This is a genomic window from Lysinibacillus sp. G1-3 (assembly GCF_056322905.1).
In genome coordinates this window covers 230,537-253,728 of sequence record NZ_JBWHYQ010000004.1, presented here as the reverse complement: position 1 = coordinate 253,728, position 23,192 = coordinate 230,537, and the positions used below count along the sequence as shown (strand labels likewise).

General features: G+C 30.8%; 17 protein-coding genes. 2 read left to right on the top strand and 15 right to left on the bottom strand.

The window, feature by feature from the left end; all coding sequences use genetic code 11:
* Nucleotides 1-23: 23 nt before the first annotated feature.
* From ACVYAD_RS05985 to ACVYAD_RS05945, 9 genes are all read right to left on the bottom strand, one after another.
* A complete protein-coding gene (locus ACVYAD_RS05985; protein ID WP_476425239.1) occupies nucleotides 24-1,052 on the bottom strand; it encodes an HAD-IIIC family phosphatase in 1,029 nt (342 codons plus the stop codon).
* Between the two features lie 33 nt (nucleotides 1,053-1,085).
* The gene (locus ACVYAD_RS05980) at nucleotides 1,086-2,219 is read right to left on the bottom strand and encodes an acyl-CoA dehydrogenase family protein (protein WP_476425237.1); all 1,134 of its coding nucleotides are present in this window, start codon (nucleotides 2,217-2,219) and stop codon (nucleotides 1,086-1,088) included.
* Between the two features lie 234 nt (nucleotides 2,220-2,453).
* Complete coding sequence (locus tag ACVYAD_RS05975; RefSeq protein ID WP_476425235.1) at nucleotides 2,454-2,699, bottom strand: acyl carrier protein; 246 nt, start codon at nucleotides 2,697-2,699, stop codon at nucleotides 2,454-2,456.
* A gap of 893 nt (nucleotides 2,700-3,592) precedes the next feature.
* Nucleotides 3,593-4,435 carry a 3-hydroxyacyl-CoA dehydrogenase family protein gene (locus ACVYAD_RS05970; RefSeq protein WP_476425234.1) on the bottom strand — a complete coding sequence of 281 codons (843 nt, stop codon included), beginning with the start codon at nucleotides 4,433-4,435 and terminating at the stop codon, nucleotides 3,593-3,595.
* Between the two features lie 470 nt (nucleotides 4,436-4,905).
* Nucleotides 4,906-5,463: a GNAT family N-acetyltransferase gene (locus ACVYAD_RS05965; RefSeq protein ID WP_476425232.1), complete on the bottom strand. Its 558-nt coding sequence runs from the start codon at nucleotides 5,461-5,463 to the stop codon at nucleotides 4,906-4,908.
* A gap of 13 nt (nucleotides 5,464-5,476) precedes the next feature.
* Nucleotides 5,477-8,548: a cyclic peptide export ABC transporter gene (locus ACVYAD_RS05960; protein ID WP_476425231.1), complete on the bottom strand. Its 3,072-nt coding sequence runs from the start codon at nucleotides 8,546-8,548 to the stop codon at nucleotides 5,477-5,479.
* A gap of 64 nt (nucleotides 8,549-8,612) precedes the next feature.
* Nucleotides 8,613-13,085 (bottom strand): amino acid adenylation domain-containing protein, encoded by a 4,473-nt coding sequence (locus ACVYAD_RS05955; RefSeq protein WP_476425230.1) that lies wholly within the window; start codon nucleotides 13,083-13,085, stop codon nucleotides 8,613-8,615.
* Nucleotides 13,086-13,097: 12 nt separating this feature from the next.
* Nucleotides 13,098-13,784 carry a thioesterase II family protein gene (locus ACVYAD_RS05950; protein ID WP_476425229.1) on the bottom strand — a complete coding sequence of 229 codons (687 nt, stop codon included), beginning with the start codon at nucleotides 13,782-13,784 and terminating at the stop codon, nucleotides 13,098-13,100.
* Between the two features lie 132 nt (nucleotides 13,785-13,916).
* Complete coding sequence (locus tag ACVYAD_RS05945) at nucleotides 13,917-14,612, bottom strand: 4'-phosphopantetheinyl transferase family protein (protein WP_476425228.1); 696 nt, start codon at nucleotides 14,610-14,612, stop codon at nucleotides 13,917-13,919.
* A 1,216-nt stretch (nucleotides 14,613-15,828) separates the two neighbouring features.
* On the opposite strand from ACVYAD_RS05945, the gene ACVYAD_RS05940 reads away from it, so the two are divergent.
* Nucleotides 15,829-16,023, top strand: coding sequence for a hypothetical protein (locus tag ACVYAD_RS05940; protein ID WP_476425226.1), 195 nt, complete (start codon nucleotides 15,829-15,831; stop codon nucleotides 16,021-16,023).
* 489 nt (nucleotides 16,024-16,512) lie between these two features.
* Here ACVYAD_RS05940 and ACVYAD_RS05935 read toward each other — a convergent pair whose 3' ends face one another.
* Together ACVYAD_RS05935 and ACVYAD_RS05930 are read right to left on the bottom strand one after the other, a co-directional pair.
* Entirely contained in the window at nucleotides 16,513-17,505 is a 993-nt protein-coding gene (locus tag ACVYAD_RS05935; RefSeq protein ID WP_476425224.1) for a VanW family protein, read from the bottom strand.
* Nucleotides 17,506-17,605: 100 nt separating this feature from the next.
* Nucleotides 17,606-18,229: a transmembrane-type terpene cyclase gene (locus ACVYAD_RS05930; protein WP_476425222.1), complete on the bottom strand. Its 624-nt coding sequence runs from the start codon at nucleotides 18,227-18,229 to the stop codon at nucleotides 17,606-17,608.
* 159 nt (nucleotides 18,230-18,388) lie between these two features.
* On the opposite strand from ACVYAD_RS05930, the gene pgeF reads away from it, so the two are divergent.
* On the top strand, nucleotides 18,389-19,153 hold the full coding sequence (gene pgeF / locus ACVYAD_RS05925) for a peptidoglycan editing factor PgeF (RefSeq protein ID WP_476425220.1): 765 nt from the start codon (nucleotides 18,389-18,391) through the stop codon (nucleotides 19,151-19,153).
* A 123-nt stretch (nucleotides 19,154-19,276) separates the two neighbouring features.
* On the opposite strand, the gene ACVYAD_RS05920 is transcribed toward pgeF, so the two are convergent.
* The 4 genes from ACVYAD_RS05920 to ACVYAD_RS05905 all read right to left on the bottom strand — a co-directional run bounded on the left by ACVYAD_RS05920 (nucleotide 19,277) and on the right by ACVYAD_RS05905 (nucleotide 23,094).
* Nucleotides 19,277-20,641, bottom strand: coding sequence for an amino acid permease (locus ACVYAD_RS05920; protein WP_349660796.1), 1,365 nt, complete (start codon nucleotides 20,639-20,641; stop codon nucleotides 19,277-19,279).
* 100 nt (nucleotides 20,642-20,741) lie between these two features.
* The gene (locus ACVYAD_RS05915) at nucleotides 20,742-21,230 is read right to left on the bottom strand and encodes a hypothetical protein (protein WP_476425217.1); all 489 of its coding nucleotides are present in this window, start codon (nucleotides 21,228-21,230) and stop codon (nucleotides 20,742-20,744) included.
* 92 nt (nucleotides 21,231-21,322) lie between these two features.
* Nucleotides 21,323-21,532, bottom strand: a complete 210-nt coding sequence (locus ACVYAD_RS05910) for a hypothetical protein (RefSeq protein ID WP_132359178.1) — start codon at nucleotides 21,530-21,532, stop codon at nucleotides 21,323-21,325.
* A gap of 41 nt (nucleotides 21,533-21,573) precedes the next feature.
* Nucleotides 21,574-23,094, bottom strand: a complete 1,521-nt coding sequence (locus tag ACVYAD_RS05905) for an NCS1 family transporter (protein WP_349660799.1) — start codon at nucleotides 23,092-23,094, stop codon at nucleotides 21,574-21,576.
* Nucleotides 23,095-23,192: the final 98 nt, after the last annotated feature.

Below are 23,192 nucleotides of genomic sequence, written 5' to 3'. Positions count from 1 at the left end.
GTTAAGCAATTAGAAGTAATATTTTACACGGTTATCAACTTCACATATTCTGGCATAGATTTAACATTAGTTAAATCTGCATCAAATAATATCTTTCCATCTTCATTACTCATTTCATTAAAACCATTAAACTTATAAGTTATATACATTATTCTATTTCTATCAGTTGGGAGAAATTCTGCTATTAATTTAACATTTTCACTTTTAGCTTTATTCATAATGAAGTTAAGCATAATACTTCCCACTCCCCTTGAAACTACACGACAAGACATCAACAACAACTTTACTATCCATAATGAATCTTTTTTCTCAATCAATGCCAACCCGATCTTTCCATAATCACCATACTTATCCTCTAATTGAGCTATAAGAACCTCATAATTATCAGATTTACTAAGTTTCTCTAATTCCTCATAGTTATATGTATATCCTGTTGCATTAAGCTGATGTGTTCTAACAGTTAGTTCCTCAGCTCTCTTTAAATCATCTTCCTGAACTTTTCTTATTGTTAATTCAAGATTTAGTGTCCTTAAAAACTCTTCTGGTGTACCTTGGAAAACTTCTCCATCCCTATCTCTTTTAATATCATTCATATAAAGTAATCTTCTATTTTTAGAATCCTCCGTAATAAAATTAGGATTCATTTCATCCATATCTAATAAAGTATCTATTGCACTTTCATCTAAACATAAAACCTCTGGTAGCTTAAAATTAACTTCTTCTCTTTCAAATGCCTGATCGTCTATAAAAGCTATAGTATCCATGCCTATATTTATATTTTTGACTATTTTACGTATTCCACTAGATTTTGGGTTCCAATTAATTTCTGGATAAATAAAATACTCAGAAAGATTAAATTCCTTTAACTTATTCCAAGCCAAGTTGAAATCATTTTTGCTACAAACTGATTGTAGTATCCCTCTAGCATCTAACTGCTTTATTATATTAATTATATTGTCTCTTAATTTAACATTACTATCCTCGATTAAGACACCCTCCCATAAGGTATTATCTAAATCCCAAACTAAACATTTTATTTTTCTTTTTTCCATAAAAACTCTCCTCACTATAATCTAATCCTATATTCAATATACTTTATAGGCATTCTTGGCGATTAATATTTCATGAATTTGAGATGTTCCTTCTATTATTTCATTTATTTTTGCATCTCTATAATATCTTTCAATGTTATAATTCGGAGATACACCGTTTCCACCATGTATCTGAACTGCATCTGATACAATTTGCATTAACATTGTAGAAGCAAAATATTTTGCATTCCAAGTTTCCATAATTGAATCCGGTTCTAAATTATCTTTTAAAATCGCAGCATTATAGCACAATAGTCTTGCTGATTTAGTTTTAACTAACATTTCCGTTATCATCTTCTGGATTAACTGATTATCCTTTAAATATGAACCGAATTGTTCTCTGATTTTCGAATACTCAATACTTTCTTCTAAACATGCTTGTGCTATCCCTACACAACCACATGCAATTGTAAATCTACCATAATCTAAACATGTTAATGCTACATGTGATAATCCAGTACCGACTCCTCCAACCATATTCCCCTTAGGAATTCTACAATTATCAAGTTTTATTGTACCTATCATAGACGCCCTACATCCTAATAAATCATTAGTCGGTTCTATAGTAATACCTTGTGTTGTTCTATCAACTACAAATGCTGTTGGTACACCATCAAATTTTGCAAAAAGAATAAATACATCTGCTATTTGAGCCATCGTGATCCATTTTTTTTCCCCGTTTAGTATATAAAAATCCCCAGATAGCTTTGCTGTAGTATTAATTGCTTTTGCATTACTACCTACTTCTGGCTCTGTTAGCGCAAACGCCCCTATTTTCCTGCCCTGAACTAAATCATATAAATATTTATCTTTTAATTCATTACTTCCCCATCTTAATATTCCTAGCGTACACATACCATGAACTGTAAGTAAACTTCTAGTGGAAGAACATCCCCTTCCTATCTCTTCATTCAAAATAGCAATACTAACGTTATCAAGTTCTTTTCCACCATATCTTTGCGGAATCATAGCAGACAAATATCCTTTATCCACTAACTTATTGATTAAATCTCTAGGTAATAGTTGCTCTCTATCATATTTTTTTGCATTAGGTACTATTTCACTATCAACAAAACTCCTAATTTCTTGTTTAAAATCACTGTATTTTTCACTTAAGCCTAGATCCATATTGTATTTCACCCTCTTTAGGTTAATATATAAATTTGATTGAACCGTTTTTTATCAACAAAGATATTTTTTTCTATACCTTATATATATTTACATTAAAGTTTGCTAGAATCTAATTTTTTTCTTTCGATTACTGAAGCGATTTTCAAATTAAGGATTCTCTCCAATAGTGTTGAATACTATCGATTCTTATATATAATGGTTTATATTTTTTGCATCTGAAATTCATACTAACTAGTAATATTCTTTAGTTATCTTATTCTCTATAAGTTTTACTATTGAATTAATAGTTCTGAAGTTTTGTAAATCTAAATCTTCATTGCCAATAACCACTCCAAATTCTTTTTCTATAAACATAACTAGTTGCATAGCAAAAAGTGAATTTACGAACCCTAAATCAAAAATATCCTCGTCATCCTCTATAACATGTTTTCTAAAGAATCGCCCTAAATATTTTCTTATTTTCTCTTTGTTTTCCATTTTCTCTCTCCCTCTAAACATCGATATCTCAATGTGAAGTTCACCACATATTACATCTAGTTTTGTCTATTCTATTATTTTTTATTAATTTATATATTTTCATTTATTAAGTTTTTCGCTAACTTTTCCGTGCTCTGTTATTAATTAGGTTACCTCTACGAGACAATAACGGTCTTCCTTCATTTGGTTCACATCCTAAATTCACTTACTCTTTACGCAAAAAGTGAAAAAGCTTAAAAAGATTAGTTTTATCGATTTAACTGCAGTATGACATGAAAAAGATGGATCGTGCTTTCCTTCTATACTTAGAAACCTGTTTCAATCCTTGTTATGTCCGAAGAGTTTTCACGCAAGTAAGAGACCACCTTAATTAATTGGCATTGAGGTTCATGATGTGTGAGCTGAAAAATAGCTATACATTCGTTATGTCATCTATTTTGGAGCCAAAACTATAGTATTCATTTTCCGAGCTTACTTTCTCCGATTATCTGATCTGTTAAGGTGCCTAATTGGTTTTGCATCAATTTGAACTACTCTTGAAATAGACGACCTTTATTAGTGCCATATTAAGCCATTCTGTCAGTCCGCTAGATGGCACAGTACCACTTCGACAACTTGTATCTGTTTTTGTAAATAAGTGGACAACTTTGGGTAGTCTTGCTTCTACACCTCCTAAAATGCATGATTAGCTAAGTGGACTCATGCAAAAAATCGATCAATGAACAACGTATCCTTTAAATTGTTCTACGTTTGAAGATTATCTTCAAGCTCTTTAGAAAAAGTGAAATGATAGGGCTTTACCTTGCACAAAAAAAAACAAGATTCACCCAGTAGTTTCCAGTAAGTTTGCCCATGCAATCTTTATAACACGAATCCTCCCTATTTATTGGATTCTAATATTCATAAAATCCTTGCCCACTTTTTCTTCCTTTAAATCCGGCATCAACCATTTTCTTCAATAATGGACAACATTTAAATTTTGGATCTTGATAACTTTCGTATAGTATTTCTAACGAGTTTACTACTGTATCTAATCCTATTAAGTCTGCTGTTTCTAATGGCCCCATCTTATGCTCAAAACATTTTTTAAAAATAGCATCTACATCCTCTGGTGAAGCAACACAATCTTGAACTACATAGGCAGCCTCATTCATATATAGATGTGAAATTCTATTCGATACAAAACCTGGAAAATCATTAACTAAAATACATTCTTTTCCAACACTATCCAATAACTTTTTTAATTTTTCTATAGTTTCCTCTGACGTATGAAATCCTCTAATAACTTCAACTGCTTTTTTTACAGGAACAGGATTCATAAAATGTGTTCCAATTACCCTATCTGCTCTCTTTGTGAAAGAACCTATTTTAGTTATAGATATACATGAAGTATTGACTAAATATATACACTCTTGTTTACAAATTTTCTCCAAATTTTCATAAACTTCTTTTTTTATACAAGTGACTTCTGGAACATTCTCAATAATAAAATCAACATCTGTTAAACTATAAATATCAGTAGTAAAATTAATTTTAGTTAATACTTCTTCTATTTCTATAATGTTCTCCCTATTGAACATATTAAAAAATTTAATATTGTTTATTATCTTATTTTGAGAGCTCTTCAAAATGGCTTCATTAATATCAACAAGAACAATTTCATGACCATGTTGTGCAAATTTTTGTGCAACCCCGACCCCCATTACACCTGCACCTATAACTCCAATTTTGCTCATAATCTCTTTCACCTTCCTCTATAGACCTTGTTAAATCAACTGTACTATCTACTGTCAATTAATATGGGGAATTAGATATATTTAATACACATTTCATATAACGACCGACTTCTAACTCCCATGACTATTAATGTTTGTAGCTCATACCTTTCTTCATTTGTTACATTCATTGTTAGTTAGCGGTTAGCAACATTTCAAACCTAGAAGGGAGTTTTTTATTTTTCTATTGTACGTTATGGTGATTTCATGCATTTCAATTAGGTAATGAATTTAATCCTTTACTTTTAGAACGAATATTCCGAATTATAACTCTTGGGATATTCTTATACAATATAACATAAACTACCATATACTTACATACAAATTAAACTAAATTTTCTAAAATATTTTACTAGCGTTGCACAATAAATTATATAAAGGTCAAACATATATATTGACCACGAAAATTCTAGTCGAAATATATATTATTTTTAAAACTCTGTCTTTAACAGACTATAAATCACCATATCTTTACACTCTCCTGTTACATTATGACATTCAAACTGTCTTAAATAACCTTCTTCTTTAAATTGAAATTTTTTTAATATTTCCTTAGAGGCAATATTTTCATTACAAACAAAGGCCTGAATCCTAACTAAATTTAACTGATTAAAACCTAACAATAAAACTTCATGTATGGCTTCAGACATAATACCACGACGCCAATATTTTTCTGATAATTCAAAACCAATTTCAGCGCGTTTCCCTTCAAATTCACTTAAAAAGATTGTACCGATAATTTCATCTGTATCTTTATCAGCAATTGCAAAACGAATAATCCACCCTTTTTCATATCCCTCATTCCATAACTTTATAATTTCATAACTTCTTTCTACTGTTTCTGGTCCATTCCAATCAAGATAACGATGTACATTTTCATTGGAATAATAATTTACTAAAGCAGTAGCATCATCCACTCTTAATTTTCTTAAATGTACTTTTTCAGTTTCTATTATTGGGAATTCCTTAAATTTTTTCGAAAAATCCATTTTTTTCCTCCGATTAATTTATTTTCTGCATTATCTTTCCCATATCCATTTTTATAAACTTATCAGCAACATTGAAATAATTATCATCATGTGTAATTGCTATTATACACTTCCCTCTATATTTAAGTTCTGGTAAAAGAGTGTTGTAGAAGAATAATCTAAACTCTGGATCTTGATCTGCCGCCCATTCGTCAAATAAATAAATAGGTTTATCTTCTAAGTAACATACTAATAATGCTAATCTCTTCTTTTGCCCAGTTGATAATTTAGTTGTACTAAATTTTCCATTAATTATTTGTACTTTCTTGTCTAATTGTAATATTTCTAAATACTTTTGTATTTTATCAGTTTTATCTTTATAATCTATCCCATAAAGTTTTTCAAACAAATGGAAATCAGAGAAAACAGTAGTATAGTTTTCACTTAAAGTAGTCTGTTGTATTACAGTATTATTTAAAGTAATGTAACCTCTAGTTGGTATATATAGACCCGAGAGTAATTTAGCTAATGTTGATTTTCCACTACCATTTCCTCCCGTAATAAATATTATTTCACCCGATTTAAACTCATAATTTATTGGTCCAATCATAAAACCCTTTTCATCTTTTTTTTCATATTCATACTCTATATCACATAATTTAAGACTAAAACTATCTTTTATAGCAATATTATTTTCATCAGATTCCTCGTACGTTGAATCTGAAAGTTCAGTAATTAGCCCATTAATTCTCTTTAAACTAATTCTAGCTTCTATAGCATTAGGTATCGTGTCTAATATTCCATGAATCGGTCCTACCATATATAGAAGTATAAAAATATAACTTGATATATTACCGTTCTCTAAATCCTTTAAAATTAATGGAATAATTAACGCTATGGATCCTATTGCAAGGGTAAATAATAACTCACCTATGACAAACATTTCTGCAAATGCGAGTGAAGATTGTCCTCTTTTAACTTTATATTGATAACAGCTATCTTCCATATCTTCTTTAAATTGATCTCTTTTTACTCTACTAAGACTTAATTCTTTAAATCCACTAATTAAATCATTTATAAATTTAAAAAATATACTTTGGATATCTCTAGTTTCTTCACCAATTCTATTCGCATATTTGCCAACTAAATAGTAGATACTTGAAATCAATAATATAATTAACCCTGATAATAATAAAACATAGATATTTATAAAACTTAAATATAAAAAACAACATACAAGGGTAACAGTACCAGTAATCCCACCAATGAAAATATTTATAAATCTGCTAACCGTTTCAGTATCATTATTTAATGTAGATTGTAATCTTCCTTCTTCTATTTGTTCAAATTTGTTATAAGGTGCATTCAATATATGTTCAACAATTACCAATCTTTTTGAATATACTATTTGATTTGTTATTTCTATTAGCTTTTTTCTAAGAACTCTTTGACCATATACATATAGAATTATCCCTAAAATAAAATATATTATTAATTTAAGTTTCATTTCATTACTGCTAGATATAGCCATATTAATAGTGAAAATTATAAGAGCATTTCCAAATCCACTAGCAATACTTAATAAGGCTAATATTAATATTGATTTACCATTTTTTTTAATATAAATATTTGTTAATAAAGCATATATATATACTATCCAAATACTTATAAACAATAAATATAGAGCGACTTTTATACTATTCGGAAGCCATATAAATACAAAACCCCACGACACTCCATCATAGAAAATATACGGAACTAGATATATGCAATAAGATACTCCTAAAATAAATACGAAAGAAATAAACATCTTCAAAAATCTATTTAGAGATAACTTCTTAAAACTTCGATCTTTTATCATTATTTCTCTAACCAATTTAGTAATAAAAAACAAAGTACTTATTATAATCAAACCTGTAAAAATTATAATAATTAATGAAATAGTATCTAAACTCTTATTAAAATCCTTTATTTCTTTGTTGTAATATTCTTTGCCGTTTAATAATTCGCTAATCTCCAAACCAATTTCTGTAATATAATTTGAATTAATATTGCTAAGAACCGCAACTCCAATTCTTTCATTAGGTTTAAATATTATAAAAGACGAGTAATTTGGATTACTTCCACCATGAGATATTTCTCCTCCTCCGATTTGATATACTTCCCATCCTGCTGCATATGATGAACCATCTCCCAAGGGAGGAATAGTCCTATTTGGTTCTTGTGACTTTTTAATAAGATTATTTAGTTTAATTTCCATCTGAGCATTAAGCCACTTCGCCATATCTTCACCACTAGATATAATATATCCAGCTGGCTTGTTTCCTCTATAAACAGGTGCCTCATAACTTCTTGGCTTTAAAAAGCCTAATTTATATCCTGTCGCTATATCAATATTATTCTCATCATTTCTAAATAAATAAGTATGATTTAGCCCTAATGGTTTCAATACATTTTCTTTCATGTAATTTTCATAATTTTCTCCTGAAACCGCTTCTATTATTAATCCTAGTACATCATAGTTTATTGTTGCATATTGGAATTCTTCTCCTGGTTTACTATCAAGTTCTATATTAATAAGTGTTTTAACAGTTTCTTCTATCGCGTTTTCTTCATTTGAAATTGGAATTTTATCTATTGTCCTAAATGGTATTCCACTAGTATGATGTAATAGTTGTTCTATTGTTACTTTCGTCTCTTTACCTCTATAGTTGACCTTAAACCATGGTATATATTTATTTACTTCATCATCAAGCTTTATTAATCCATCTTCCTCTAATTTTAAAATCCCGAGTCCAGTGAAAGCCTTACTAGTAGATCCTAATTCAAACAATGTATTAGCTGTAACTGGCGTTCTATTCTCAATATCAGAGTATCCAAAACCTTCTTGGTAAATGGTTGTATTATCCTTAGCTATGGTTATGGATAATCCTGGGATTTTTCCTTTATCCATATTTTTCAGAATAATCTCTTCAATTTTTGTAACTTCTTCTTCATCTAATAAATCTATTAATTCATTATCATCCTTAGCTAATACTATCGTTGGTGAGAATATCATACTAAAAAAAACACTAAATATTATAAGCATTTTATTTATTAGCTTCATATATTTCCCTCATTTTCCCCTTACATCTAACATAAATATTTTATAAGAATTAGATTGATTTATATTAATCGAACAATGAATCTAAATCCTCTTGTGTAATGACTACTGTATCAAAATCTGATGGTGTGAATTCTTTATTCTCCTTTTTGCTACATTTATCTACAATTTGAATTAATGTATTTATATATATATTCATAAAGGTCTCCATAGTATCATTATTAAATCTACTAGTACTATATTTAATAGTGAGTTTAAGTTTTTTATTTATTACAATGGCTTCAAAATCTATTAACGCTGTTAGTTCATTTAATTTAGCATTCTCTAGTCCAAAGTCAATTCTATTTAATTGGATGTTTTCGTTTTTTATAACGTTGTCAAAATCTCCTAAATAATTGAACCTTATGAATTTTCCGTCTGATTTTATCAAATCATTTTTTATATATTTAATAATACTGTAATTAAATCCTTTGTTTGGTATGCTTCTTAACTGTTCTTTTATAGATTTTATACTATTATCGATATCCATCTCTTCTAAGCTGAAATATGCAGGGTACATACTTGTAAACCATCCTAAAGTTCTAGATACGTCGATAGTATCATCTATAACCTCTCTTCCGTGTCTTTCAAGTTCTATAATAACTTCTCTGCTTTTTGTTAATTTTTTCAATGTAATAATTAAAGTAATTATTAGAGTTTCATTAAGATCTATACTGTAAATTTTATTAACATCTTTCACTAAAACATTTAATGTATCTTTATCTATTTCTCTGGTAAAAACTTCTAATGATTCCGCTATATCATTACCTTTATTAAAATCTGTTGGAAAAGTAAAGTTCTTATTTAAAATAGAGTTCCAATAATCTTTCTCTTCTATAGAAACTTTTTTACTATATTCCCCCAATCGATCTCCCCAATCTTTCAAGGAGTGCGTTTTCATAGGCAAATCTATATCCTGTCTATTTAGCAATTGACTAACAATATCTAGAAAATCATTAAGTATTATTCTCCATGAAACCCCATCAACGATTAAATGATGAGCAGTAAACAATAAGGTTTGTTTATCATTGCCAAAGCTAAAAATAGTTACATTAAATAAAAGGCTTCTTTCTATATCAAAGTGAATATTAGCTTTTTCTATTAAAGACCTTTCTTTATATATAGAATTTTCAGACAACTCAATGTGTTTAACAGCAGCTTTACTTCTCAAATGTATATTATTGTAATATAACTTACCAAGCTCCCTATCATAATTTATTCTTAAACTATCATGATGTTCGATTAATTTTTCTACAGCTCTATATACTATGCCAACATCTAATTTTTTATTTAATTCTAAAAGAACATATTGATTATACAGGTCTTCATTAGAAAATCCTTTACTAAAGAACCATTGTGTAATAGGTGTACTATTAATATATCCTTCTGCATTTTCTTGATTTATAAAATCAACTGTTTTAGTAAAACCTATAGTAGCTGCTATTTCCTCAATAGAATCATAAGTTAAAATATCTTTCACCTTAACATCTAATCCAACATTTTTAAGCTTTGAAGTTATTAGTATTGCCTTAACTGAATCACCACCAATTTGGTGATAATTGTCAATCACACTGACATTGTCTAAATCTAATACATTTTCTATAGCTCTTACTAATTCCTTTTCAGGATCAGTTCTAGGAGCTATAAAATCTTTTTTTTCTATTATTGGATCAGGAAGTAATTCATAATCAATTTTACCATTTAATGTAAAAGGTAATGACTCCATAAAAATAAAGTGAGTTGGTACCATATATTTAGGTAAAAATTTCAAAAGCCAGATTTTAAGTTCTGTCTCATTAACGTCATTTCCAGCTACTACATAAGCATTTAAAATCTCGTTTCCAACCTTATCTTCTTTAAATATTACAACACCATCTTTTACAGCTGCATTCGAAAATAAATGTTTTTCAATCTCACTAAGCTCAATACGATGTCCTCTTATTTTAATTTGATTATCTATTCTACCAACATATTCTATAAGCCCCTGCTCTAAGTATTTTGCTGTATCCCCAGTTTTATACATTCTCTTTCCTTTAAGAAACGGATTTCCCAAAAACATTTCATTAGTTAGCTCTTCTTTATTTAAATAACCTCTAGCTACTCCATCTCCTGATATATAAACTTCTCCGATTAATCCATCTGGAACCACACTCAAATTTTTATCTAATATGTAAATCTGAACGTTATCTGCCGGATATCCTATCGGGACTGATAATCCTTTATCTTTATCTTTATCGTATTTATAAATCATGCATCCAACTACAGTTTCTGTAGGACCATATTCATTGTAAATTTCTATCTTTCCGTTAAAACTATTATGAATTTCTTTAGATAGATTTACTTTTAAATCCGCTCCCCCGACAATAAATCTTTTTATTCTTGAATTACTATTATCCATATCTTTTAGTAAAGTTAAATGAATTGGGGTTAGTTTTACCACTGTTACTTTATCTTCTCTTAATATTTTATATAAAATAAATTCTGTATCATTATTATCATAAATTATTATTTTATGACCAGAGATTAATGGAGTAAAAATAGACGTTACTGTTAAATCAAAGGAAATTGAAGAATATAATGCCATGACATCCTCATTATCCTTCAAGTATGTTTTGTTAGCCCACCATATATAATTTGTTAGCCCTTTATGTTCAACCATTACTCCTTTTGGCTTTCCAGTAGAACCTGAGGTATATATAATGTAAGCTAAATCAGTTATTTCATTTATTTTTGTTGAGTTACTCTTATTATATAAATCTAAATTTACATTTTTTATGTTGGTTAATGTTCCTTCGTAGCTTATTTCACTGGCAATATTTAAATTTGTTAATAACATAACGCTTTTTGAATCTTGCAGCATATAATTTATTCTTTCCATGGGGTAAGAAGGATCTATTGGTAAATAAGCTCCTCCAACTTTTAGAACCGCTAAAATACTTACAACCAGTTCGATTGAATGTGTTTCCATAATTGCAACAATTGATTGTCTATTAATGCCTTTTTCTCTTAAGTAATTTGCTAATTGATTCGCTTTTTCGTTAAGTTCTTTATATGTTACATTTTTTTCATTAAACTCTAAGGCTATTTTATTTGGATTTTTCACTACTTGCTCCTCAAATAACTCATATACCGTTTTCTTTGGGTAATAAGCTACTGTTGAGTTTGATTTAAATATTTTATTATTAATTTCTTCTTCACTCAGAAGTTTAATATCTTTAATTTTTATGTCTTCATTTAATAATATTTGATTTGTAATATTAATTATAGATTCATACATTTTTCTGATTACCAAGTTTGAATATTCCGCTTTTTTATAATCGAAATTCAAAGTTATCTTCTCATCTTCCCATTCTTTAACCGTCAACTGGAGTGAATAGATCTGCGCTCCACAATAATACTCTTCAACTTTAACATCTTTACCTCCTAATTCCTTAATATTCTTAGAATTATAATAATTCACACATATTTTAAACAAACTGTCATATCCCATTTGACTTACATTCAAATCTTTAACCAAAATATCATAGGGGTATTTTTGATTTAATAAACATCTTTTTATCTCTCTATTCATTGATTTAAGTAAAATTGAGGTTGAAGTGTCTTCATTTAACTCAAATCTGAAAGGGACTGTACTTGTGAACATACCAACAATATTTTTTTGCTTATAATTAGTTCTATTAAATACCGGTGTCCCTATAACTATATCTTTTTTATATGTAACTTTATTGAGATAGATAAATACAGCCATCATGAAAAAGGTATTTAAAGAATATTTATTTCTATCATTAAAATCATGTATTCTTTTGGATAATTCCTTATCAATATGAAAAATATTTCTTTCCCCTTCTAAACTACTAGAGGTTTTATAGAAAGAATCTTCTGGGACATTACTTAACCTTTCCATCCAAAATTCCCTATTTTTTATGAATCTTTTCGAGTTAAAGTATTCTGTTTCTTCTTCTATATAGTCAATATATGAGTAACATTCTTCAAAAGATTGATGTTCACTTTTTTCCAACTTTTCGTATATTTCAATTATTTTGTTTTGAATAACGCTGATTGACCATCCATCAGATATAATATGGTGAATTTTCAAAAATATACCATATTCATTTTCACTTATCTTATATATAGCAAAATAATATAGTTTGTTATTTTCTAGATGAAAGCTTTTTTTGAACTGTTCAACCGACCACTTCTGATGTTCTTCTCTTGGTCTTTCACAACCACTAAAATCTAAAAAATCTATCTCTTCTTTTTTAAATTTATAAACATGTTGAGTAGCTTGCCCCTCTATTTCCTGAAATCTTAACCTTAGTCCTTTATTATTTTGTATTATAAGGTTTATAGTTTTTTGCATTCTATCCACATCTATAGTTTTATTTATGTTTAAACAACCACCAATGTTATGAAGTGGATTTCCTGTATTAATCTTATCTATATACCATATTCTCTTTTGTGGATGGGTTAAATTATAATATTTTTTATCGTTTCTTCTCATATTACTCTCCTCTTATTTAACTAATGTTGAATTTACAATCTCAATTATCTCTTTAATATTCTCATTTATAAAAAAGTGATTCCCCTCAAAATTATAAATTTTAAATCCTTTATTAACATGTTCCTTCCATGCAAGTATTCCATCTGAATTTATATAATCCTGATTTCCATTTAAAATAGTCACATCACATTGAATTTTATCTCCTTTATCTTCATAAATATAATTTTCTATAATTTTAAAATCACTCTGAAGAATTGGAAGAAATATTTGAAGCAATTCATTATTCTCCACTAATTCTTTTGGAATACCTCCTAGATTAATTACTTCTTTTAAAAAATCTTCATTTGATAATTCGTTTATTTTTTTTCTTTTAATACTTGGTGCTTGATAACCCGAAAAAAATAAATGATTAGGTTCTCTAAGATTCTGTTCCTTTATTCTATAGTACAATTCATAAGCTAAAAGACTCCCCATACTATGACCATAGATAGCATATTCATTATCGATTATTTTATTTTTAATATTATTAAGTATATCTTCAACCGCTTCTTCTAAAGTTTCATATAAATTTTCACTATATCTTTTTCCTCTTCCCTTGAGTTTTATTGGATCTAGATTAATTGAAGTATTTAAGTAATTTTGCCATTTAAAATATACACTTTCTGATCCTCCTGCATGTGGTAAACAAAATAATTCCATAATATTACTCTCCTCTATAAATATTAATAAAATAACTACTTGATTTGAATTGATTTTGAATTGGGTATTATTTGTAATTGTTAATGTATTTTCTTTTGCCCTCAGCTTATTCCAAAGAATATTTAGACAATTTCAGATATGGGATATGAAGTTATTTATTAATATGTTTTGATCAATTAATGTTATTTTTTTCAAAATCGTCTTATTGGATGAACATACTGAAATTTTATAACCAGGTATACTATCAAACTTGCAAAAAGAATATTCATTTTGCTTATTGTTACTACTCACTTTAATATTTGCAAATTCATCTATATCAATAGAGAATGATTCTAAAGGTATGGTTAATCCTTTTCCCAAACATTTAATATAACTTTCTTTCAAAGTCCATATTTCATAAAATTTACTTAAACAAATTTCCGATTCATTTTTAGTAATATAATTTAACTCATTTGTAGTAAAAAACCTTTCCGCTATTCCATTACACTGGATATTTTTTATTTCTTCAATATCAATTCCTATAGGTTTATTATCAATAGCACATACTACAAAATCTCCAGAATGAGATATATTGAAATTAATATTGGGGTACTCTTTAACATTGGGTTTACCATATCGATTTTTTTCAAACGTTACGAATTCGTTACTGATCCCTAATTCTTCACTAATTATTAATCTTATCAATAATTCTCCAATTAGAGTTCTTACCTTATCTTTTTTATTAATAAATTTTTTTATTTTATTTTTTTTTGTAGCATCAATATATAAACTTAACATTTCTAACTTTTCTTCACTAATATCTAAAATTCCAACGGCATAAACTCTCATATATGACCTCTTATTACATTTTATTTTAATAGTACCATATATATCTAATTTATTGATATTTTATTTTCTTGTTTCCATTGTTCAAATACTCCTTTAAATTGATTTTAAGTAATACATTATTCTGTTTGTCAAAAACTTTTTTAATTATTAATAGTCAGCTATTGGAAGAATTTATTTTAATTGTCTAAATATTATATCATTCAAAGTAACACTCAAGCTAAATTTGTCTATTTAACTGATTTAGCAAGTGTGGAACAAGTCATTCAAGAAACCCTTAGGATTTCGGTCGTTTAGATAACTCGTTTAAGTATTACCATGTATGGTAAATTATATAAAATTCCGAATATCAATCGAAATCTAGGAGAAGATCGTAGACGTTAATTTATGGAACTCATTTAGAATACAAGACTATTTGGACATATCATGAACTATTACTGAACTTGAACCTTATTCCTTTAAGTTACATCAACTTTTAATTTCACCATTATGTACAATCTTTCTAAAAGATTCTTTATCTTATTCCTTGGAATAAAAAAAGCCTTCCTCTCTATTTAAGAGCTTTTATAACTCGAACAGCTTCCCTGAATTTGACGTAAACAGAAATATGATTAACTCTATTAGATGTTGGAACAAATTGAGAGGTTGCAGAGCAACTTCATCTACCAAAGGGGACTGTTCTTGTTTATTTTCAGTAAGCTCGATATTAATACCGAAAAAATCATTTCTTATGAAATTAATATTGAATCAAAAGTCGGGAAAAGTGACAAAAACGCTAACGCATCTTTATACACCACCACTATAACCTAAAAAAAGAGACAGATAAAAACACCTTTCGTTGAAAAGCGGTTATTGTACCTTATTAAATCAACGTGGAGGTGTTTTTCTATAAGGAAAAGAGTTAATTATCCATTAGAGGTGAAAATGAAAGTAATTTAAATAAGATAAGCAGGGATTCCTATAAAAATGTATTAGATAAGTTAAATTCTTAACTATTCTTATGTAATGGTACAGGAATGGCGAAATACATCGTCTTCACAACCTGTTGGAAAACAATATACCTTGCGCATGGGACCTGAATTTGAAAGTGAAACCGCTAAGTTGCGTGAAGAGAACCGTTATTTAAAGCAACAAATTGAAGTTTTATAAAAGTACGCAGAGTTGGAGAGGAAATGGTTCCAAAAGTTGTAGTAGGGCTAGTGGTGGAGCAAAAGAAAACATGCCGATTGGTGATATATTCCATCATTTAGGTGAAGCTCGTTCACTGTATTACCGTTGGAAGGCCGATAGAAATAAATTAACCCACAAGGATCTTCGTGACCAAAAACTTGGTGATTTATGCAAGTTGCACAAATTCAGATACAGCTATCGAACTGATATTAGTGAAAAAACTGTGCATAGTGTGATGCAATAACATGACTGACAATGTTGTGTGAAGGTAAAGAAACGTAAACGTTCGGGGCAAGCAGCTCACATTTTTTGTCAAAACAAATTGTACATACAAAAATTTCTCCATTATATAGGTCTAAGTATACTTGAAAGGTAAATAATTAATTTTCAAAAGGATAAGCAATATAAGCAATATCTGTTACGAGCTTTTTTAGCGGTTTTGATGCAATAAAATCATGTGTTAATAAGTTAGGGACTGTCTTAGATTCGCTAAATCAATTACCAGATTTACCAGAAGATCTTGCATAGCGATCAAGGTACGGTTTACACATCTTTGTATCAGGAGGCAATCAAAGAAGAAGAAATTACCATGAGCAAATCTCGTTAAGACAAGCCCGATGATTTTTCCCCCAATTGAAACGTTTGTCTGAAACGTTCTACCTCAATGATTTTTATCCCACAACAAATGCGTGTGTAATAAATATTGTAGATAATGACACTCAGTGCCACCAAACTATAGCTTCTTTAAGATTTTTACAAATTTTTCTGCTGTTCTTACCTCAACTGTAAGAGAGTTTTTACTATAGTTAGCTTTTATTAAAAATGGTACATCACTAGTGTTGTGGAATCTAAAATCTAAACCACCATAAGAAACAGTTGCGTCTCTTCCTTTTGGAACATACCCTACATCTAAAGAATGGTGATGACGTTCTACAAATTTTACAGGTATTTGATCAACTGCGTTAAACAAGGTAGAAGACGTTTGACAAATACCTCCCCCAATGCCCATCACAACCTTTTTGTTGATGATTTCTGGTGCGGGCTGATAACCATTCGCTTCGTCTCTAGGGCCAACTACTGTATTAAACGAGAAATAATCTCCACTTCCAACGATAACATTATTGATTGCCTTCGCAGAAAGCTCAATATTTTTATTTCTGCCTACATCATCGGTATTGAAGTAAGTTGTATAGGATGCTACAACTACGTTTTCTAGATAGGGGATATCTTCAAAATAATATCCGCTTTCAGTAATATAAAGAGGCATCTCCACTTTACCACCGGTAGCTGATGCTTCTAATATTCTCTCTACTAATTCACTTTCTTTTAAAACAATTAAAGGACTACCTTTCATTAGCTTCCCTTGATCGTCCAGCTTATCGAGTATCATACGCTTATCATAGCCAGCCGCTTTTTCATTCCCTCTCGCCAACTCTTTTGCTAATTGCTCAATTTGCTTTGTATACGATTGTTTATCACGCTCATAGCCCATTTCTTTCGGTGCAATTGTTTGTATGATAGCTTTCGTAGAAGGGTCTACAATTTCAACAACGACAGACTCTGTTTGTTGTTGTTCAATGGCAACAGGCTTTTTTAAATCCTCAGCTTTTTGCTCTGACTCTTGAATTGGTTGTTCTTGCTTTTTCTCATCCGCAGATTTCACCTGACAGCCAACTAGCCCAATCGTACAAATAATACATAATGTGGTCATCCACTTCTTTTTCAAATAAAACACCACCCTATCGTCATACTACAGAGACATCTTATTCGTGTATTGTTGATAGTGTGTTTCATTTCATCATTTTTATTTATTTTTAAAATGAAGGTTATTTTGCATATTTCACATGAAATCTATAGATTAATACGATATAAAGCCAATCATAAATAAGGGTCGCAAGCGAAATAATAGTAATCAACGGTGTTCTAAAATACATATAGAAACCAACTGCAGCAAACATCGTTCCGATCATTTTACAAACAGCGATGCCCATTGATTGGCCACTTAAGTTCCCTCTTTGTAAAAACAAAGCAATAAACAATCCTGACATCATCAAATTCTGTATAAATGCGGCATACTTGCCTTCTAGATCATTAAATTCATGCATCATTGCTAAAATCGTAAAAAAGCTTACTACTAGTGTAATCAAAAAAGATGAATAAAATATTTTCCTTGGAACTATTTTTTTATATTCCTTATGACCATAATGTAAAAATTGCATCATAATAAAAATGTCTAAAATAAACCACAGTAACGTAATAATCCGTTGCAAGTCATTTTGTGGATACATAAATGAAAAAATAAATTCCCATGAAATATTTGCACAAATTGCAACCATGGGCATCCCGTATCGCTTATCTTGTAATCCTTGTTTGATGATTAGTATGTAAGTAATAATCCAAAATAACCCCATCCCTAATTGACAAATCAGTAGGAATTTTTCTTGCGTCATATATACAAACTCCTTCCTCCTAATAATGATTCTTCGATACTATATGTGAAGAAATCTATTATTTATGTCAAAGGTTTGTACAACTAGGCTCTTAAAAATCTCAGAGTAAGCGCCTATACATTCAGGAACCAATCATATATAGTAAAACGAGGTGATGTTATGAAAACTAAAATTTATCTTGATAATGACCAATTTATCGCAGGCACTACTTTAAAAGATGATATCGAACTAGAACAAAACAATATGGCATTGCATACATGTGTACATGAAGCTAATGTGCTAGAAAATCGAAAAAAACTGGCAACTACTTTGCATTGTGACTTACATGATTTTATTTGCACGCAACAAACACATAGTGCTAATTTCCACAAAGTAACGACTTCTGATAAAGGACGTGGCGCTGAAAAGATGGACAATGCCATTAGTAATACCGATGCACTTTATACAGTAGAATCGAATTTACTTTTATGTAGTTTTACAGCAGATTGTGTACCTGTCATTTTTTATAATGAAGTCAATGGACTTATTGGTGTGGTACATTCAGGATGGCAAGGAACTGTCAAGGAAGTTACATTAAAACTTTTCCAACATTTGATGGAACACGAGCATTGTAATCCTCAAGATTTTCACGTTCAAATCGGTATGGCACTCAGTCAGCAAAAGTTTGAGGTGGATACAGATGTTTATGAAAAATTCCACAATCTAGGCTATGCCGAAGACTTTATGTATTACAATGCAGAAACAAATAAATATCATATCGATAATCAACAAACTGTCAAAAAACAATGTGAGCTTGTAGGTATTCCTTCAAAGCAAATATTGATTGATTCAACGTGCACATTTCTCAGCCCAGATGGGTTTTCCTACCGCCAAGATAAAAAGGCAGGCAGACATTTAAGCTTTATTATGCGAAAAGAAAAATAATTGAAAGGGACAATCCAATTATTAATGGAGCGTCCCTTTTGTTGTATTGAAAAACTATATCTCTATCAAAAAAGGAAAAAGGATGTATCTCATAGTAGAGAAATACACCCTTTTAACATTTCATTATTTATTAACGGGACGATCTTTTCCAATTCTAAAAACATAATAGCTCATGATCACAAGAACTAAGAAAACAATTCCCACAATAAGTGAAACTCTCGTATCATCATTAATCCACATACCGATTAGCACCATTATTAAAAAGGCAATCGTTAAATAATTTGTAAATGGTGTTAAAGGCATTTTGAATGGGTGCTTAGAAAGTTGTTCACCTTTTATTTTTCTAAATCGTATTTGACTGATTAAAATAATAAACCACGGAACCATCCCTGGTAATACACTAGCACTGTATACATATACAAATAAATTTCCTGGTGCAACATAACTTAAAATAACACCGATAACCAAACCAAATAGCACACCTGCTGTACCGAAAATGGGAACACCATTTTTAGAAAGCTTCGCAAAAAATTTAGGTGCTTGTCCATTCATGGCAAGTGTATATAGCATACGTCCAGCACTATAAATTCCACTATTACAGCCTGACATCGCTGCTGTAATGACCACAAAATTAATAATACCTGCCGCAGCGGTAATTCCAACCTTTGCAAAAGTTGCAACAAACGGGCTACCGATCGTACCTAATTCATCCCACGGATAAACTGTTACAATGACAAAGATTGCACCGATATAAAATATTAAAATACGCCAAATAATACTTTGAATCGCACTCGTTATAGTTTTTTGAGGATTTTTCGCTTCCCCTGCTGTAATCCCAATGAGCTCAACACCTTGATAGGCTGCAACTACTAATGATAACGCAAAGAAGAAACCTGTCCAGCCGCCTGTAAAGAAACCTCCATGATTCCAAAGGTTCGATAATCCGATTGCCACGCCTTCATTACCAATCCCAAAGAAAATAAGCCCAAAGCCTGCAACAATCATTAAAACAATCGTTACAATTTTAATCATGGCAAACCAAAACTCAAATTCTCCAAAAGTTTTAACAGAAATAAAGTTGGCAACACCTAAAATAATCATTGCAATTAATCCCGGTATCCATGCTGGCAAATCAGGATACCAGTATTGCATATAAGTCCCTACTGCTATAATCTCTGACATCCCAACAATAACCCACTGAAACCAGTTACTCCACGCCGTTAAATAACCAGCTAATGGGTGGATATATTTATAGCCAAATGTTGCAAAGGAACCTGTACTTGGCTCCATATAAAGCATTTCTCCCATTGCTCGCATAATGAAGAAAATAAATATTCCTGCTATACCATATGCAAGGAGCACGGAAGGCCCTGTCCACTGAATGGCATTAGCAGACCCCATAAACAAACCTACGCCAATAGTACCTCCAAGAGCAATCATTTGGATATGACGTGCATCTAATCCCCTATTTAACTCTTTATTTGCCACAAATTACGCCTCTTTTCGAAGTTCTTTCTACGATGAATTATTTTATAATAATAATAAATTCTGTAGAAAAACACAATTGTATTTTTAGGAAAAACATAAATTACGGCAATACGACAAGGGTTCTGGAGGGCATTTTGAAGGTACTTTCCGTCGCTTCAGCTGTTCTATCCACGACTTTGGCTGTTCCATCCGCGATTTTGACGGTTCTATCCGTCGCCTTGACTGTTCTATCCATCACTTTGACGACTCTATCCACGACTTCGGCTGTTCTATCCGCGATTTTGACGACTCTATCCACGACTCTGGCTGTTCTATCCACGATTTTAACGGTTCTATCCGTCGCCTCGGCTGTTCTTTCCATCACTTTGACGGTTCCATCCGTCGCCTTGACTGTTCTATCCATCACTTTGACGACTCTATCCACGACTTCGGCTGTTCTATCCGCGATTTTGACGACTCTATCCACGACTCTGGCTGTTCTATCCACAACTTTGTCTGTTCTATCCACGACTTTGGCTGTTCTATCCGTCGCCTCAGCGGTTTTATCCGCTTTGGCTCCACTATCCATCACTTTTAGCAACACTGTCATCTTGGAATCAAACTTTATGTAAAAACCTATTTTATAACGTAAAAAACTCTATTCCTTCATAAAAGACGGTGAATGGAATAGAGTTAATTTTGTTATTGCAATAACGTCTGTTCTTGGAGCTTTGCAGAAAAGTATTTGCGTGCATCTGCTGTTAGAATTTGCATCAGAATAACTTCTTCTTGACGGGCAAATTCTACAAACATTCCACTTAGATTTTCATAAACATATTTGATTTTATAGCCACTATCTAAATATTGATCTACTTTTTTTATTTCCTCTGTGCTTTGTTGATGTTCTGACATGCAATCACCTCACCTTTTTTTGTGAATATCTTGGTGTTTAATTATTCAGCACCTTTTATTTCTAACAGCGGATCTGGTTGTTCAACGCTGTCATCCTCATCTGGAACAACAGTTGGAGTTGGCATTTGTTGCTGCCCAAATAGTTCATCCAAATTGTGACCAACTGTAATTCCTAAATATTTTGCATCACTTGGATCTTCAAGCTCAGCTTGAGGGTATTTTTTGAACCACCAATATTTCGCTAGTACATAATATACAAGTGCCCCTACAAAGAACCCTACTAATGAAGAATAAGTGGAGAATATATTTGCTATTGCACCACCAATAATCCAAGCAATTAAACCAGCTAAGTTAAAGCCGTTCCAATATTTAAATTGACCATCTAATTCATACAGTGCTTTTACATGCACGCGGCGCTTACGTATTAAATAATAATCAGCATATAAAATACCAACGATGGCTGTTAGAATTCCTCCGATAATTAAAAGTGCATTGACTAATACATCAAATAAACTCCAAGGCTGTGCTAGGATACCAATGATTCCTGCAATAACAACTCCAACCCAAAACGGCACTTTTGGACCACCAATATTTGAGAAGATTGTTGCCGCTGGAATAACATTTGCAGAGGTGTTAGTTGACCATTGTGCTAACACAATCATTAACAGTAAAATGCCTAAAATAAAGCCACTTGCACTTTGCTGTAATGCATTGATTGGATCAGCTGAGGCAACAGCCATATAGCAAACAGCACCAATTGTCACAATGAAAGTATTTGTAATCGGCATAACGATTAATGAACCAACGAGCTGTGTTTTATTGCGTTTGAACCAATTGCGTTCATTTTTTGGTGCTTTAAAGAAGCGTGAAAGTGAAGGCATGTCGGCTGCCAGCGTCGACCAAAAGCCCATATTTGCCATGATCACTACCATAAATGCAGTGAAGGCCGTGAAACCTGTTGTTGGCGCTTCCACCCATGTCCAAATATTTTTCCCTTGTGCAACCGCAGTATCTGCCAGTGTATAATACATCCAGCAAGAAATTAAAATAATTACTGGTGCTGCCAAATCTGCAAAGCGTTCAATAGATTTAATACCTAGTGATGTATTAAATAATTGAAGTGCTGCAAAGACAATGAAACAAATAAACCAATTATCAAAATTAAAAAGTAAATTTAAAATACCGTTTATAGCTAATGCACCGAAATAAGTGTTCAGACCGAACCAACATGCAGCCGTTACACCGCGGACAAGTGACGGAATATGTGTGCCAAATGTACCGAATGGAGCACGCATATAAACCGGGAATGATAAGCCATGTTCAATGCCTATATCACCGATTAACGTCATAAATACACCGATTAAACAAGAGCCAATCAACGTTGCTAAAATCACCATCGGCAACGGCAAGTTTATGATAGCCGAGCCACCAATTGCAAAAGCAGCTAATACAATTGCCATACCTATCCAAATTACTGCAAAACCAAATGTTCCAATATTTCTTTGTTGATGTGTCACTGGAAGTAAATCTGGGGATTTTAAATAATTCCCTTCACGTTCCATCTAATCTCTCCTTCTTTTATCAAATTTCCGTGACAACTTACATGAGGTTATTCCTTCCTTCAACGATGCTAAAGGAAGTTGGAATTTCAGTTATCTTC

Excerpts from the sequence above, each read along its gene's own strand:
- ACVYAD_RS05980 (WP_476425237.1), bottom strand. The coding sequence starts at position 2,219 with ATGGATCTAGGCTTAAGTGAAAAATACAGTGATTTTAAACAAGAAATT.
- ACVYAD_RS05940 (WP_476425226.1), top strand. The coding sequence starts at position 15,829 with ATGCCGATTGGTGATATATTCCATCATTTAGGTGAAGCTCGTTCACTG.
- ACVYAD_RS05970 (WP_476425234.1), bottom strand. The coding sequence starts at position 4,435 with ATGAGCAAAATTGGAGTTATAGGTGCAGGTGTAATGGGGGTCGGGGTT.
- ACVYAD_RS05965 (WP_476425232.1), bottom strand. The coding sequence starts at position 5,463 with ATGGATTTTTCGAAAAAATTTAAGGAATTCCCAATAATAGAAACTGAA.
- ACVYAD_RS05950 (WP_476425229.1), bottom strand. The coding sequence starts at position 13,784 with ATGGAATTATTTTGTTTACCACATGCAGGAGGATCAGAAAGTGTATAT.
- ACVYAD_RS05910 (WP_132359178.1), bottom strand. The coding sequence starts at position 21,532 with ATGTCAGAACATCAACAAAGCACAGAGGAAATAAAAAAAGTAGATCAA.
- ACVYAD_RS05975 (WP_476425235.1), bottom strand. The coding sequence starts at position 2,699 with ATGGAAAACAAAGAGAAAATAAGAAAATATTTAGGGCGATTCTTTAGA.
- ACVYAD_RS05915 (WP_476425217.1), bottom strand. The coding sequence starts at position 21,230 with ATGACAGTGTTGCTAAAAGTGATGGATAGTGGAGCCAAAGCGGATAAA.
- ACVYAD_RS05985 (WP_476425239.1), bottom strand. The coding sequence starts at position 1,052 with ATGGAAAAAAGAAAAATAAAATGTTTAGTTTGGGATTTAGATAATACC.
- ACVYAD_RS05945 (WP_476425228.1), bottom strand. The coding sequence starts at position 14,612 with ATGAGAGTTTATGCCGTTGGAATTTTAGATATTAGTGAAGAAAAGTTA.
- ACVYAD_RS05905 (WP_349660799.1), bottom strand. The coding sequence starts at position 23,094 with ATGGAACGTGAAGGGAATTATTTAAAATCCCCAGATTTACTTCCAGTG.
- ACVYAD_RS05955 (WP_476425230.1), bottom strand. The coding sequence starts at position 13,085 with ATGAGAAGAAACGATAAAAAATATTATAATTTAACCCATCCACAAAAG.
- pgeF (WP_476425220.1), top strand. The coding sequence starts at position 18,389 with ATGAAAACTAAAATTTATCTTGATAATGACCAATTTATCGCAGGCACT.
- ACVYAD_RS05960 (WP_476425231.1), bottom strand. The coding sequence starts at position 8,548 with ATGAAGCTAATAAATAAAATGCTTATAATATTTAGTGTTTTTTTTAGT.
- ACVYAD_RS05930 (WP_476425222.1), bottom strand. The coding sequence starts at position 18,229 with ATGACGCAAGAAAAATTCCTACTGATTTGTCAATTAGGGATGGGGTTA.